The sequence below is a fragment of the Deltaproteobacteria bacterium genome (assembly GCA_016183235.1).
Lineage (GTDB): Bacteria > UBA10199 > UBA10199 > DSSB01 > JACPFA01 > JACPFA01.
In genome coordinates this window covers 1-15,305 of record JACPFA010000005.1, presented here as the reverse complement: position 1 = coordinate 15,305, position 15,305 = coordinate 1, and the positions used below count along the sequence as shown (strand labels likewise).

Genomic DNA, 15,305 nt, shown 5'->3' with positions numbered 1-15,305 from the left:
CTACATGCCCTATCGTCCCCACGTTCACATGCGGCTTCTTCCGATCAAATTTCTCCTTCGACATAACTTTGCTCCTTATTATATGGATCCCGGATCCCCGGATCAAGTCCGGGGCAAGCTCGTCCGGGATGACGATATTTTTTTAAACTTTACCTTTTGTTTTAGCAATAATCTCTTTAGCCACACTCTCTGGCACTTTCTCATAATAAGCAAATTCCATCGTGTAAGTTGCACGACCTTGAGTGGCTGAACGCAAATCTGTTGAGTAGCCAAACATATTGGCCAACGGAACTTCAGCGCGAATCACTTGACTGCCAGCCCGCATTTCGGTGCCCATGATCTTGCCGCGGCGGCTACTCAAATCACCAGCTACCGAACCCATAAATTCTTCGGGCAAAACCACTTCGACCTTCATGATGGGTTCTAACAAAACCATGCCCGCTCGTTCACAAGCAGCTTTCAAAGCCATAGAACCTGCAATTTTAAAGGCGATTTCACTACTATCGACCTCGTGGAAAGAACCATCAAATAAAGTGGCTTTAATATCAACTAAAGGATACCCCGCGATAATACCATTATCGAGCGCTTCACGAACGCCCTTTTCAACGGGAGAAATAAATTCGCGTGGCACCGAACCGCCCACAATCTTGTTGATAAATTCAAAACCCTTACCCTGTTCATTGGGTTCGATCTTTAACCACACATGACCATATTGACCACGACCACCGGTTTGCTTGATATATTTACCCTCAGCTTCGGACAATTTGGTAATCGTTTCACGATAGGCCACTTGTGGTTTACCCACATTGGCATCGACCTTAAACTCGCGCACCAAACGATCAACAATGATTTCCAAATGCAATTCGCCCATCCCTGAAATAATAGTTTGGCCCGTTTCAGTATCAACCTTGACGCGGAAAGAAGGATCTTCAATCGCAAGTTTTTGTAAAGATTGGCCCAGCTTTTCTTGATCGGCCTTACTCTTGGGTTCGATCGCAACACTGATAACCGGATCAGGAAAATCCATCAACTCGAGCACAATGGGTTTATTTTCATCACACAGGGTATCACCTGTGGTTGTGTATTTGAGGCCCACAGCCGCCGCAATATCACCCGCATGCACGACTTTAATTTCTTCGCGTTTATTAGCATGCATTTGCAACAAACGACCAATGCGTTCTTTTCTGTTTTTAGTGGAATTAAGAACGTAAGAACCCGACTCTAAAGTACCTGCATAAACCCGAAAGAAAGTAAGATTGCCAACATAGGGATCGTTCATGATTTTAAAGGCCAAGGAGGCAAAAGGCTTGTCAGGATCGGGGTCGGCATGCATGACTTTTTCTGGATCATCAGGATCGTTACCTTCGGCAGGAGGAATATCTAAAGGAGAAGGCAGATAATCAATGACGGCATCGAGCAATTGTTGCACACCCTTATTTTTAAAAGAAGCGCCACACAAAACCGGCGTGATGTGCATGGCAATCGTAGCTTTACGCGCCACATTTTTTAATTCTTCAACGGTTGGAGCTTTGCCTTCAAGATAGGCTTCCATGAGTTTTTCATCTTGCTCAACCACCGACTCCACTAATTTATCATGATATTTCTGCGCTAGTTCTTTTAAATTGTCAGGGATGGCAACCATCTCGTAACGAGCGCCTAGGCTTTCTTCGTCAAATAGGACAGCCTTCATCGCAATAAGATCAATCAGACCCGAATAACTATCTTCTGCCCCAATCGGCAGTTGAAAAGGGACGGCCTTGGTAGCAAGACGCTCTTCCATCATCTTCACAACATTGAAAAAATCGGCGCCAATGCGATCCATTTTATTGATAAAGGCAATCCGAGGGACACCGTGCTTATTGGCTTGCCGCCACACCGTTTCAGACTGAGGTTCAACCCCACCCACGGCACAAAACACCCCAATGGCCCCGTCTAACACGCGCAAACTGCGTTCAACTTCGATGGTAAAATCCACGTGCCCTGGGGTATCGATAATATTGACCCGAACATCTTTCCAAAAACAAGTCGTAGCAGCCGAGGTGATGGTGATACCTCGTTCTTGCTCTTGCTCCATCCAATCCATGATGGCCGTGCCTTCATGGACCTCACCTAATTTGTGGGTTTTACCCGTATAGAAAAGAATTCTTTCCGTGGTGGTGGTCTTGCCCGCATCGATGTGGGCCATGATGCCAATATTTCGAGTTTTTTCTAAAGAATAAGTCGCCATTTCCCCTACCACCTAAAATGTGCAAAGGCCTTGTTAGACTCGGCCATTTTATGAACATCATCACGTTTTTTAATGGCCGCGCCACGATTATGGTAGGCCTCGATAATTTCTCCGGCTAAACGATCTTTCATGGTTTTCTCGCCTCTTTCGCGAGCATAAGTAATAAGCCACCGCAGGGCCAGAGTCACTCGCCGGTCAGAGCGAACTTCAATAGGCACTTGATAGTTAGCACCCCCGACTCGCCGCGACACAACTTCAAGTACTGGTTTAATGTTATCCATCGCCTGTTTGTAAACCTTGAGCGGATCATCACCTAACCTGCTACCAATAATATCAAAGGCTCCATAAACAATACGTTCAGCTAAACTTTTTTTGCCACCCCACATTATTTTGTTGGCGAGCTTAGCCACTAACTTATCCTTGTATTTAGGATCAGGCAAAATTTTACGATGAACGGTTTTTCCTTTACGCGACATAAGCTCTCACCTAGTTTTTAGGACGTTTAGCCCCATATTTTGAACGCGCTTGCCGTCTTTTTTCTACCCCAACGGCATCGAGCGTCCCACGAATGATATGATAACGAACCCCTGGCAAATCTTTTACCCGGCCCCCGCGAATCAAAACCACAGAGTGCTCTTGTAAATTATGACCTTCGCCTGGAATATAAGCCGTGACTTCGATGCCATTGGTCAATTTTACCCGCGCCACCTTACGTAAAGCGGAGTTAGGTTTTTTAGGGGTAGTGGTGTAAACACGAGTACACACCCCTCGCTTTTGTGGGCAGTTTTGCAAAGCAGGCGAAGAGCTCTTCCAAGCTTGCTTCTGCCGCCCTACGCGGATCAGTTGGTTAATCGTAGGCATTCGAGTTCAAGGCCTCATCATCTAAAAGATTAAAATCTCCAAGGTTGGCTTTTTAAAACCTTTGTAAATTCAATAGGTTGCAAAAAGCTAGCTTAGAAAATAAAAAAACGGCAGGTTAAGTAACATGCATGGGGTAAAACTGTCAAGGTAATGATAAAGAATTCTCACTATTTAACGAGTTTTCTTTAAGCCGAAACATTTAGCTTGCCCTCGCATCGAAAGCTTCTTCGCCTTGTCCTTCCGTTTCGTCAACTTCAAAGCGAATCTCACGATATTTACGCAAACCGGTTCCTGCAGGAATTAACCGACCCATGATAACATTTTCTTTCAGGTCCTTGAGATGGTCGGTTTTCCCAGAAACAGCTGCTTCGGTGAGTACCCGAGTGGTTTCTTGGAAGGATGCAGCCGAGAGGAACCCTTCGGTGTTGAGAGAAGCCTTGGTGATACCCAATAAAATGGGCTCAGCCACGGCTGGGCGCTTCTTAGCTTTTTTGATTTCTTCGTTAGTTTTGCGAAATTCTTCTCGATCGACCGTTTCATCGATGAGGAAGGTGGTATCGCCCTGTTCACTAATGCGCACTTTACGTAACATCTGCCGCACAATGACTTCGATGTGTTTGTCGTTAATTTTAACACCTTGCAATCGATAAACCTCTTGAATTTCATCAACCAGATACCGAGCCAGTTCTTTTTCTCCCAACACCCGCAAAATATCATGGGGATTGCTGGAGCCGTCCATTAGGGGTTCACCAGCCACCACACGATCACCTTCTCGAACCGAGATGTGCTTGCCCTTGGGGATAAGATATTCATGAGGATCGCCCACGCTATCTGGTGTGATAACAATTTTACGCTTGCCCTTGGTGTCTTTACCAAAAGAGACCACGCCATCCACATCGGTAATAACCGCAACGTCTTTAGGCTTGCGAGCTTCAAACAATTCTGCCACCCGAGGAAGACCACCCGTGATGTCTTTAGTTTTGGTGGTTTCGCGAGGAATCTTGGCAATAACATCACCCGCACGCACCGGCCCACCTTCGTGAACAATTAAAATAGCTCCCACTGGCAAAAGATAACTGGCATCGAGTGCCTGCACATGGGGTAATTTTTTGGCATGACCCTTCTCATCTAAAATAGAAATGCGTGGTTTAAGATTGGGTTGTTTACTCTCGGTAATAACTCGGTTAGAAAGACCCGTGACTTCATCGACCCTATCTTGCATGGTCATGCCGTCGATAATATCTTCAAATTTGATACTGCCGTCAACTTCAGTAAGCACGGGGATGCTGTAGGGGTCCCATTCTGATAACAAAGTATTGGGTTTTACTTGATCGCCCTCTTTAACCAATAATTTTGCACCATAGGTGAGTTTATATTTTTCACGTTCTCGGCCCGCATCATCAACCACCGCAATTTCACCATGACGGTTCATGACGGTTAAAGAGCCTTCGACATTGGTTACCTGAGCAACATTAATAAATTTGATTCGCCCACCGTTACGATTTTCTAAGGCGGATTGCTCTGCCCGTCGACTCGCCGCACCACCAATATGGAAAGTACGCATGGTCAGCTGCGTGCCAGGTTCACCAATCGATTGGGCGGCAATAACTCCAACCGCTTCGCCAAGATTGACCAAATGCCCCCGCGCCAGATCACGACCGTAACATTTAACACAGGTGCCTCGTTTAGATTTGCAAGTGAGCACAGAGCGAATTTTAATTTTCTCAATGCCAGCTTCTTCAATTTTTTCAACCACGGCTTCGTCGACTTCAACGCCTGCTTCAACAATAAGTTCATTGGTAAAAGGATCGTGGATATCTTCCAAGGTGACCCGGCCCAAGATACGATCGCCCAACTGCTCGATGATTTCACCACCCTCGGTAAGCGATTGCATGTAAATGCCGTCTAAAGCACCACAATCGATTTCATGAATCACCACATCTTGAGCCACATCAACCAACCGACGGGTCAGATAACCTGAATTAGCGGTCTTGAGAGCCGTATCGGCCAAACCTTTTCTGGCACCATGGGTTGAAATAAAATACTGCAACACATTAAGGCCTTCACGGAAATTAGCCGTAATCGGGGTTTCGATGATTTCACCCGAAGGCTTGGCCATCAAACCACGCATCCCGGCTAATTGGCGCATTTGCTGGGCTGAGCCTCTGGCACCTGAATCGGCCATAATATAAATAGAGTTTAAACTTTGTGTCATCTTGCCTTCTTTGCCACCAATCGCTTCTTCTTTACTCATTTCTTGCAACATATCACCGGCAATGGCCTCGGTACATTGTGCCCAAATGTCGACGACTTTATTGTAACGCTCCCCATTGGTGATGAGACCTTCGGTGTATTGCTCTTCTACTTCGCGAACTTCGCCATAGGCTTTATCTAAGTGCTCTTGTTTAGTGCTAGGAATTCTCATGTCATCAATACAAATGGAAATCCCCGCACGAGTCGAAAATTGAAAACCAAGATTTTTCAAACGATCAGCCAACAAAACAGTCTCTTTATTACCGGCAACCCGGAATGAAATATCAACCAATTCTGCAATGCCCTTTTTATCCATGACTTTATTGTAACTTGAAAAGGGAATGGCCTTGGGGACAATTTCACTAAATAAAACTCGCCCACAGGTAGTTTCGACTAATTGGCCTGATAAACGAACTTTGATTTTAGCATGCAAATTGAGCTGCCCGCTATCGTAGGCCATACGCACTTCAACGGGATTTGAAAAATATTTACCCTCGCCCAACATATAAGAACGTTCACGGGTAAGATAATAAATACCCAAAACCATATCTTGAGTGGGGGTGATAATGGGCTTACCATTGGCCGGCGACAAAATATTGTTGGTCGACATCATCAGTACTCGGGCTTCAATCTGCGCTTCTTTTGATAAAGGCACGTGAACCGCCATTTGGTCACCGTCAAAGTCAGCATTAAAAGCTGCGCAAACCAGCGGGTGTAATTGAATGGCCTTGCCTTCAATCAAGACGGGTTCAAAGGCTTGCATGCCGAGGCGATGCAGAGTGGGGGCACGATTGAGGATAACCGGATGTTCTTTGACCACTTCATCGAGCACATCCCATACTTCGTCTTTGGCAATTTCTACCATTTTCTTGGCGCTCTTGATGGTGGATACTAAACCACGCAATTCTAACTTTTGGTAAATGAAAGGCCGGAACAATTCGAGGGCCATTAATTTTGGCAACCCACATTGGTGTAATTTTAACTCAGGCCCCACGACAATAACCGAACGGCCGGAGTAATCAACCCGCTTGCCTAATAAATTTTGACGGAACCGACCTTGCTTGCCAGTAATCATATCTGACAAAGAACGTAACGGACGGCGATTAGGCCCGGTAAATACCTTGCCACGGCGACCATTATCAAACAAAGCATCAACCGATTCTTGTAACATTCGCTTTTCGTTACGAATAATAATTTCAGGGGCATTAAGCTCCATCAATCTTTTGAGACGATTGTTACGGTTAATCACACGACGATACAAATCATTAAGATCGCTGGTTGCAAAGCGCCCACCTTCTAAGGGAACCAAAGGCCTCAAATCCGGTGGAATAACGGGAATGACTTCCAACATCATCCACTCTGGTTTATTGGCCGAATCACGGAACGCCTCGATAATTTTGAGACGTTTTGCCAATTTGGTGCGAGTTGCCACGGCATTGGTCGTTTCAAATGCCTTGCGAAGTTTTTTGGCCATCTCATCAACATCGATTTTCTTGAGCAACTCTAAAACCGCATCGCCACCCATTCTGGCGGTAAAGGTGTCGCCACATTTTTCTTTGGCTTCTTGATAATTATCTTCGGTTAAAATTTGCCCTTCTTCAAGGGTACTCGCGCCTGGGTTGGTAACAATATAATTTTCACAATAAAGTACTTTTTCTAAATCCTTCAAACTGGTGTCTAGTATATGACCAATGCGGCTGGGCAGACTTTTCAAAAACCAAACGTGGGCAACTGGGGTTGCTAAATTAATATGCCCCATCCGTTCACGGCGAACCTTTGATTGAATAACTTCAACACCGCATTTTTCACAAACAATACCCCGGTGCTTCATGCGTTTATATTTACCGCAATTACACTCGTAATCTTTGACTGGCCCAAAAATCTTAGCACAGAAAAGACCATCCCGTTCCGGTTTAAAAGTACGATAGTTGATGGTCTCAGGCTTCTTCACTTCCCCATGCGACCACGACCGAATAATTTCGGGAGAAGCTAGGCTAATCTTCATCCCGGTAAAAATGACGGGGTCTTTGGGTTTTTCAAAGAAATTTTGGATATCCATATTTTATCGTTCCTCTAACAATTCGACATTAAGCGCCAAACTTTGCATTTCTTTTAACAAGACTTTAAAAGATTCTGGCAACCCTGGCTCTAAGGTACAATCACCTCGGACAATCGATTCATACATACGAGTACGACCTACGACATCGTCTGATTTAACGGTTAGAAACTCTTGCAAACAATAGGCTGCGCCGTAGGCTTCCATGGCCCAAACTTCCATTTCACCCAAGCGTTGCCCACCAAACTGCGCTTTGCCACCCAAGGGTTGCTGAGTAACGAGTGAATAGGGCCCAATGGAACGAGCATGAATCTTATCATCGACCAAGTGATGCAACTTCAACATATACATCACGCCGACGGTAACCGCATGTTCAAAGGCCTCTCCGGTTCGACCATCAAAAAGTAGGGTTTGGCCATTGGAAGGAAGGTCAGCCAAGGCAAGCATCGCTTTCATGTCGCTTTCTTTGGCACCATCAAACACGGGGGTTTGCATAGGAACACCCTCTTTTACCCGACGGCAAAAGGCCTTCAATTGATCATCATCTAACTCTTGAACTGCTTTATGCACAGCCGGGGCGCCATAAATCTTTTTCAAAAAGGCGATGAGTTTTTCTCGGCTAAATTCTTTAGTGATAAAATCTTGGATTTGTTTACCCAAGTGTTGGGCCGCCCAACCTAAATGAGTTTCTAAGATTTGGCCAATATTCATACGCGAAGGCACGCCGAGTGGATTTAAAACAATATCAACGGGGGTGCCGTCATCCATGTAGGGCATGTCTTCTTCGGGCAAAATTCTGGAAATAACCCCTTTATTACCATGGCGACCCGCCATCTTATCACCCACGGCAATCTTTCGTTTGATAGCCACAAAGACTTTGACCATCTTAATAACCCCCGGGGGCAATTCATCACCCTTGCGGAGTTTGCTAAGTTTGGAGTCGTAGACCATTTTGATGAAATCAATCTTTTCTTCGGCCTGCTCTAAAATTTCGCCTAACTCATCTTCAACACCTTCTCCACCTTGCACCGAAATTTCATTCCATTTTCCAAAAGGGATTGAATTGAGCACGGCCTCGGTAATGGGTTTACCCTTGGCCAACAAAATCTTTTCTTCATCTTCATCAACCACTTTAGAAGAGCTGACGTGCCCCGACAGCAAGGTCTTAATCTTTTTTGCAAAACTGGCTTTGACAATTTTGATTTCTTCTTCTTGATCTTTAAAGAGCTTAGAGGTTTCTTTATCTAAAATATCTCTAGAACGTTCGTCGAGATCAGCCCCTTCTCTAGAAAATACCTGAGCATCAATAATGGTACCTGTTACACCCGGCGGTACTCTGAGCGAAGTGTCTTTCACATCACCGGCCTTTTCTCCAAAAATCGCGCGCAATAATTTTTCTTCGGGAGAAAGTTGAGTTTCACCCTTGGGGGTGATTTTCCCCACCAAAATGTCCCCGGGCTTGATCTCTGCTCCAATTCGGATAATCCCCGAATCATCAAGGTTCATGAGGGCCTCTTCGCCCACATTAGGAATATCCCGAGTGATTTCTTCTTTGCCTAACTTGGTGTCACGCGCGATACACTCAAACTCTTCAATATGAATGGAGGTGAAGATATCTTCTTTGAGCAAGCGCTCTGATAAAAGAATAGAGTCTTCGAAGTTATAACCACCCCAGGGCATAAAAGCCACGGTGACATTATAGCCCAAGGCCAATTCACCCAAATCGGTAGCCGGCCCATCTGCCAAGGTTTGGCCGGCGTTGACCTGATCACCCACTTTAACAATAGGAAGTTGGTTAATACAGGTGCTTTGGTTTGAACGACGATATTTGGTTAAATTATAAATATCAACTTCGCTCTCACCTGACTTTTTACCCGTCTTTTCAGCGGCAACCACAATGCGGGTGGCATCGACGCTTTGCACAACTCCAGTACGCTGGGCAATCACGGTGACACCACTATCTGCCGCCACCTTACGTTCAACCCCGGTACCTACCAAAGGGGCTGCAGTTCGAATCAGAGGCACCGCTTGACGTTGCATGTTCGAACCCATCAAGGCGCGGTTCGCATCGTCATTTTCCAAAAAGGGAATGAGCGAGGCTGCCACACTGACCAATTGGCGGGGAGACACGTCGATCATTTGCACTTCTTCAGGCCGTGCCAAAAGAAATTCTCCATTTTTTCGGCAGTTCACAAACTCACCGGTAAATCGACCGTCTTTATCAACTGGGGCATTGGCTTGGGCAATATAATAATTTTCTTCATCTAAAGCTGAGCGATACACAATTTCGTCGGTCACTTTGCCATTTTTGACCAAACGATAAGGCGTTTCAATAAAGCCATACTCGTTAACCCGAGCAAAAGATGCCAACGAAGAAATGAGCCCAATATTAGGGCCTTCGGGTGTTTCAATAGGACAAATCCGACCATAGTGAGTGGCATGAACGTCGCGCACTTCAAAACCGGCTCGCTCTCGGGTTAAACCGCCTGGCCCTAAGGCTGAAAGTCTGCGCTTGTGGGTAATCTCAGACAAAGGATTGGTTTGATCCATGAATTGCGACAACTGACTCGAACCAAAAAATTCTTTGACTACAGCCGCTACGGGCTTTGGGTTAATAAGATCGTGAGGCATAAGAGTTTCAATTTCGTGCAAACTCATACGCTCTTTAATGGCGCGCTCCATACGCACCAAACCAATCCGATATTGATTTTCTAACAATTCACCAACCGCACGGATACGGCGATTGCCTAAGTGATCGATATCATCGATCGCACCAAAACCATCTTTAAGCCTGGCCAAATATTTAATGGTTTCTAAAATATCTTCTTTACGCAAGGTGCCTATTTCTATGGGGAGATCAAAACCAAATTTGTAATTAACTTTGAGTCGGCCCACTTTCGATAAATCATAGCGTTCAGGATTAAAGAAAAGATTTTCAAAAAAGTTAGTGGCTGTTTCAATGGTGGCGGGTTCTCCAGGGCGCAAGCGTTTATAAATTTCTAACAAGGCCTCTTCTTGAGAGTTGACCTTATCAATCAACAGGGTGTTACGAATAAACGGCCCGGCATTCAAATTATCAACATAAAGCAAGGGAATTTCGCTAACCTTTTTATCGGTAAGTTCGGCTAATTTTTCTGCTGTTAAAACTTGATTGCATTCTAAAAGAATTTCTCCGGTGTTGGGGTCAACCACGTCGTGGGCCACAGGCCTACCCACAATGTCTTCGGCCAACACAGGGATTTCATCGACCTTGGCGGCCTGTAATTTTTCAACCAATATTTTTGAAAATTTACGACCCTTTTTCACCAGCACTTCACCCTTCTTAGGGTCTTTAATGTCTTTAACTGCGCGTTGAAAAACCAACACATTGGGGTTTAATTCTTTGTAAAGATTTTTGCCATGAAGATGGATGATTTCTTCTTCGTAAAAATAAGCCAAGATTTCTTCAACCGACAAACCCAAAGCGCGAATCAGCAAGGTACAAGGCATTTTACGGCGCTTATCAATGCGCATATAAATGATATCTTTGGGGTCAAATTCAAAGTCTAACCAAGAGCCACGGTAAGGAATGATTCTAGCCGAATAGAGTAACTTGCCACTGGAATGGGTTTTGCCTTTATCGTGTTCGAAGAAAACACCCGGCGAACGGTGCAACTGCGACACAACAACACGTTCAGTCCCATTAACAATAAAGGAACCATTTTCTGTCATAAGCGGGATTTCGCCAAAATAGACTTCTTGCTCCTTCACGTCGCGAATATTACGATTACCTTCTTCATCGGCCATATCCCACACCACTAAACGCACGACTACTTTCAAAGGTGCAGAATAGGTCATGCCGCGCTCGCGACATTCTGAGACATCATAAGGCGGCTTTTCAAAATGGTAACTCACAAACTCAAGCGAGGCCGTTTGATTAAAATCCCGAATCGGGAAAACGCTTTTGTAAACACCGTGCAAACCACTGTCAGTGCGCTCTTCAGGCGAAACATCACCCTGCAAAAATTTGCGATAACTATTTTTTTGAATTTCAATCAGATCAGGTGTTTCAAGTACTTTTTCAAGTCGGGAGAAGTCTTTTCGTACGCGATAAAAATTGATCCCGGAAAGATCCATGGATACTCCTCTTCATAAATGTGACTACGAGCCCCACGTCATCCCGGCCTTGAGCCGGGATCCACGACAAGACTAAAACTACTTAATTTGAACTTTAGCGCCAGCCGCTTCGAGCTTCTCTTTAATCTTATTGGCTTCGTCTTTGCTTACACCTTCTTTAACTGTTTTAGGTGCACCCTCTACCAAGTCTTTAGCTTCTTTGAGACCTAAAGTGGTAATCGCCCGAATCTCTTTAATGACGTTGATCTTCTTATCCCCACCTTCGGCTAGGATAACATCAAACTCCGTCTTTTCTTCAACCGGGGCAGCACCTGCAGCAGCGCCACCTGCGGCCGCAACGGCAACCGGGGCTGCAGCAGAAACCCCAAATTTTTCTTCCATGGCTTTAACCAACCCAGCTACTTCAAGTAGCGTCATTTGGGAAACACTGTCGATGATTTGTTCAGCAGTTACTTTACTCATGACTATTCTCCTATTGTTTTTTATCTCGTATTGCGGCCAACACCGTGACCACTTGCCGCGACAAGGCCGATAACACGTTGACCAATTTTTGTGCGGGTGATTTTAATGAACCCAACATTTTTGCCAAAAGTTCTTCGCGGGAAGGCAGTTTAGACAACCCTTCAATGTCACGGGGTGCTAAAAGTTTACCCTCTAGTATGCCTGCTTTAATCTTGAATTTTTCGAATTCTTCCGAAAATTTCACCAAGGCCTTGGCAGGCAAAATTGGATCTTCTTTTGCAAACACCACCATCACAGGGCCTTCAAAATAAGGCTTCAAAACATCGAGTTCGGTACCGGCAATGGCTTTTTTGGACAAAGTATTTTTGGCAATTTTTACGTGGGCATTATTCTTACGGAGATCAACCCGCAATCGGGTTAAGTTAGCCACCGTAAGCCCTTGATATTCTGCTAATAGGGTCAAATTTGCTGAACTAAAGCTTTTCTTGAGGGCTTCAACCTCTTGCACTTTCTCGGCACGTTCCAACTTAAGTACTCCTCTTGTCTATACAGGATTTACGAAAAACCTAAGATCTTCTACCTGTAGTCTTTGACTAAAATTCCCTTCAAGCTTGCAGGCCTTGAGAATCAATTCTAATCCCTGGCCCCATCGTTGAAGAAAGGACCATACTCTTTAAATAAATCCCCTTGCTAGTCGGGGGTTTTAAACGAACTAACGCATCAATTAAAACTTTAATATTATCTTGTATCTTCTCAGCACCAAAAGACAATCTACCAATTGATGCATGAACAATCCCCGCCTTATCGACCCTAAACTCAACTTTACCCGATTGTAATTCTTTGACAGCCTTGGCAACTTCGAAAGTAACCGTACCAAGCTTAGGGTTAGGCATGAGCCCACGAGGCCCCAAGATCTTTCCCAATTTACTAACTTTTGCCATCATATCGGGAGTCGCTACCAATTTATCAAACTCAAGCCAACCACCGGCAATTTTTTCAATTAAGGCTTCGTCGCCCACTTCTAATGCCCCGGCCGCTTTGGCTTCGTCAGCTTTGTCGCCTTTGGCAATAACTAGCACGCGAATCGTTTTACCTAGACCGTGCGGCAAAACCGCAGCACCACGCACCTGTTGATCAGATTGCTTGGGGTCAACCCCTAAATTAATCGATACATCTACCGATTCATCAAACTTGGCTATTTTAAGACCACTGAGCAAAACGCAAGCCTCTTCTAAAGGATAACGTTTTTCACGATCTACCTTTTCCAAAGCCGCTCGATATTTTTTTCCAGCTTGACCCATAAATTACTTTACCTCGATCCCCATGCTTCTAGCCGTGCCTTCAATAATTTTAACGGCTGCGTTCAAGTCATAGGCATTTAAGTCGGGCATTTTTGTTTTGGCGATTTCTTCTACTTGAGCTTTAGTAACCGTGCCCACTTTATTTTTGTTAGGAACTCCAGAGCCCTTTTCAATCTTAGCTGCTTTAATTAATAAAATGCTGGCCGGAGGAGTTTTGGTAATAAAACTAAAAGAACGATCGGAATAAACCGTGATAACCACCGGAATAATGAGGCCGGCTTGTTTTTGAGTTGCAGCATTAAATTGCTTGCAAAACTCCATAATGTTAACCCCATGTTGACCTAAAGCTGGCCCAACTGGAGGCGCCGGATTGGCTTGCCCTGCCGGACATTGTAGTTTAATTTGTGTAACAACCTTTTTAGCCATAACTTAACTCTTCTCCACCTGCATAAAATCTAATTCGATCGGAGTTGACCGACCAAAAATACTGACCAGAACTTTTAGTTTGCCCTTTTCAGGGTTAACTTCTTCAACCGTACCAATAAACGTTGAAAAAGGCCCATCAATGACCCGAACGTTTTCACCCCGTTCAAAAATATTTTTTGGCTTTGGTTTTAACGACCCTTCATCTATCTGCCGAGTGATTCGCTTTACTTCTTCTTCGGGAACCACCGGAGGATGCATGGAGCTTCCAACAAACCCGGTTACCTTAGGAACGCTTTTAACCAGATGCCAAGTTTCATCATTCAAATCCATCTGCACAAAAATATAACCGGGAAAAAATTTGCGGGTGCTCTCTTTCTTAACACCCTTCTTCATTTCCACAACGGCTTCGGATGGAACTAACACTTCCCCAAAGGCGGGCTCTTTTTTCAAAGACCTAACCTTTTCTTCCAGAGCCTTTTTAACTTTTTGTTCAAAACCTGAATAAGTATGAACAACGTACCACTTGAGCGTCATATTATTAATGCCTAAAAGTTGAAAAAGGCCTTCACTAAAGAGCCCCAGATAAAATCAAATGCATAAAGCAGCAACGCAGCCACGCCTACCATGATGATGATTACTACTGTAGAAAGGCCTGTTTCTTTAGGAGTAGGCCACACCACTTTGCTGGTTTCTAAGGCTACTTCGTTTAAAAAGGCGGTGACCCTATCATTTCTGCGAATAATTACAAGCACTAAAAACGAAATTAGATAGCCGATGATTTCAGGCCATTGAATGGGCCAATCTTCTTTAAAAGGAAGGTTGAGCGCAACCCAACCTATCTCTAAAACATTGCCCAATAAATAGCCTAATATTAGGGTGGCTAACAGCAACCCTAAATCAATCCACTGTTTGTAGGGGTTATTATCCATAGTTCAATTCCAAATAGAGGTTTGCAGGGGAGACAGGGATCGAACCTGCGACCTACGGTTTTGGAGACCGCCGCTCTACCAACTGAGCTACTCCCCTAAATTTTGCGCAGCAAAATTTCCTCTATTCTCCAATGCCATTTTCTCTTAATCTGCGCAAAATTAGAGAATAGCATTAGAAAATGGAAAATAGAGGTTAAGGAAAATTTTATTTCGTTTCCTTATGAGGAGTATGTTTGCGGCAGCGGCGACAATACTTCTTCTTCTCCAACCGATCAGGGGTTTTTGTTCTATTTTTTGTTGTCGAGTAATTGCGTTCTTTACAAACGGTACACTCTAATTGAATGATGACTCTCATCCCTTACTCCAATATCTCCGTAATAACGCCAGCACCGACGGTGCGACCACCTTCACGGATAGCAAAACGTAACTCTTTCTCCATCGCAATCGGGGTGATCAATTCTACTTCCATTGTTACATTGTCACCGGGCATCACCATCTCTACTCCCGCTGGTAATGTCACCACTCCCGTCACATCGGTTGTCCTAAAATAAAACTGCGGCCGATATCCCTTGAAAAATGCCGTGTGCCGACCACCTTCTTCTTTCGTCAAAACATACGCCTCGGCCTTAAACTTCTTGTGCGGCGTGATACTCTTTGGCTTCGCTAATACCTGG

General features: G+C 44.7%; 13 protein-coding genes and 1 tRNA gene. All 14 read right to left on the bottom strand.

Features of this window, described 5'->3' with window-relative positions; all coding sequences use genetic code 11:
* Positions 1–142: 142 nt before the first annotated feature.
* Entirely contained in the window at positions 143–2,227 is a 2,085-nt protein-coding gene (fusA, locus tag HYU97_01105; protein MBI2335347.1) for an elongation factor G, read from the bottom strand.
* A gap of 5 nt (positions 2,228–2,232) precedes the next feature.
* Positions 2,233–2,703 (bottom strand): 30S ribosomal protein S7, encoded by a 471-nt coding sequence (gene rpsG, locus HYU97_01100; GenBank protein MBI2335346.1) that lies wholly within the window; start codon positions 2,701–2,703, stop codon positions 2,233–2,235.
* Between the two features lie 10 nt (positions 2,704–2,713).
* Entirely contained in the window at positions 2,714–3,088 is a 375-nt protein-coding gene (locus HYU97_01095) for a 30S ribosomal protein S12 (GenBank protein MBI2335345.1), read from the bottom strand.
* A gap of 199 nt (positions 3,089–3,287) precedes the next feature.
* Positions 3,288–7,400 (bottom strand): DNA-directed RNA polymerase subunit beta', encoded by a 4,113-nt coding sequence (gene rpoC, locus HYU97_01090; protein ID MBI2335344.1) that lies wholly within the window; start codon positions 7,398–7,400, stop codon positions 3,288–3,290.
* 3 nt (positions 7,401–7,403) lie between these two features.
* Positions 7,404–11,513, bottom strand: a complete 4,110-nt coding sequence (gene rpoB, locus HYU97_01085) for a DNA-directed RNA polymerase subunit beta (protein MBI2335343.1) — start codon at positions 11,511–11,513, stop codon at positions 7,404–7,406.
* A gap of 78 nt (positions 11,514–11,591) precedes the next feature.
* Complete coding sequence (gene rplL, locus HYU97_01080; protein ID MBI2335342.1) at positions 11,592–11,975, bottom strand: 50S ribosomal protein L7/L12; 384 nt, start codon at positions 11,973–11,975, stop codon at positions 11,592–11,594.
* Positions 11,976–11,985: 10 nt separating this feature from the next.
* On the bottom strand, positions 11,986–12,501 hold the full coding sequence (rplJ, locus tag HYU97_01075) for a 50S ribosomal protein L10 (GenBank protein MBI2335341.1): 516 nt from the start codon (positions 12,499–12,501) through the stop codon (positions 11,986–11,988).
* Between the two features lie 79 nt (positions 12,502–12,580).
* Complete coding sequence (locus tag HYU97_01070; protein ID MBI2335340.1) at positions 12,581–13,276, bottom strand: 50S ribosomal protein L1; 696 nt, start codon at positions 13,274–13,276, stop codon at positions 12,581–12,583.
* 3 nt (positions 13,277–13,279) lie between these two features.
* A complete protein-coding gene (gene rplK / locus HYU97_01065; protein MBI2335339.1) occupies positions 13,280–13,702 on the bottom strand; it encodes a 50S ribosomal protein L11 in 423 nt (140 codons plus the stop codon).
* A gap of 3 nt (positions 13,703–13,705) precedes the next feature.
* On the bottom strand, positions 13,706–14,236 hold the full coding sequence (gene nusG, locus HYU97_01060; GenBank protein MBI2335338.1) for a transcription termination/antitermination protein NusG: 531 nt from the start codon (positions 14,234–14,236) through the stop codon (positions 13,706–13,708).
* A gap of 11 nt (positions 14,237–14,247) precedes the next feature.
* Positions 14,248–14,631, bottom strand: a complete 384-nt coding sequence (gene secE, locus HYU97_01055; GenBank protein ID MBI2335337.1) for a preprotein translocase subunit SecE — start codon at positions 14,629–14,631, stop codon at positions 14,248–14,250.
* Between the two features lie 24 nt (positions 14,632–14,655).
* Positions 14,656–14,728: transfer RNA gene (locus HYU97_01050), tRNA-Trp, on the bottom strand.
* A 108-nt stretch (positions 14,729–14,836) separates the two neighbouring features.
* Positions 14,837–14,986 carry a 50S ribosomal protein L33 gene (gene rpmG, locus HYU97_01045; protein ID MBI2335336.1) on the bottom strand — a complete coding sequence of 50 codons (150 nt, stop codon included), beginning with the start codon at positions 14,984–14,986 and terminating at the stop codon, positions 14,837–14,839.
* A gap of 3 nt (positions 14,987–14,989) precedes the next feature.
* A partial coding sequence (tuf, locus tag HYU97_01040) for an elongation factor Tu (protein ID MBI2335335.1) occupies positions 14,990–15,305 on the bottom strand: 316 nt, incomplete at its 5' end.

Coding starts and splice junctions, on each gene's coding strand:
- nusG (MBI2335338.1), bottom strand. CDS start 14,236: ATGACGCTCAAGTGGTACGTTGTTCATACTTATTCAGGTTTTGAACAA.
- rplK (MBI2335339.1), bottom strand. CDS start 13,702: ATGGCTAAAAAGGTTGTTACACAAATTAAACTACAATGTCCGGCAGGG.
- rplL (MBI2335342.1), bottom strand. CDS start 11,975: ATGAGTAAAGTAACTGCTGAACAAATCATCGACAGTGTTTCCCAAATG.
- HYU97_01095 (MBI2335345.1), bottom strand. CDS start 3,088: ATGCCTACGATTAACCAACTGATCCGCGTAGGGCGGCAGAAGCAAGCT.
- rpsG (MBI2335346.1), bottom strand. CDS start 2,703: ATGTCGCGTAAAGGAAAAACCGTTCATCGTAAAATTTTGCCTGATCCT.
- rpoB (MBI2335343.1), bottom strand. CDS start 11,513: ATGGATCTTTCCGGGATCAATTTTTATCGCGTACGAAAAGACTTCTCC.
- HYU97_01070 (MBI2335340.1), bottom strand. CDS start 13,276: ATGGGTCAAGCTGGAAAAAAATATCGAGCGGCTTTGGAAAAGGTAGAT.
- fusA (MBI2335347.1), bottom strand. CDS start 2,227: ATGGCGACTTATTCTTTAGAAAAAACTCGAAATATTGGCATCATGGCC.
- secE (MBI2335337.1), bottom strand. CDS start 14,631: ATGGATAATAACCCCTACAAACAGTGGATTGATTTAGGGTTGCTGTTA.
- rpmG (MBI2335336.1), bottom strand. CDS start 14,986: ATGAGAGTCATCATTCAATTAGAGTGTACCGTTTGTAAAGAACGCAAT.
- rpoC (MBI2335344.1), bottom strand. CDS start 7,400: ATGGATATCCAAAATTTCTTTGAAAAACCCAAAGACCCCGTCATTTTT.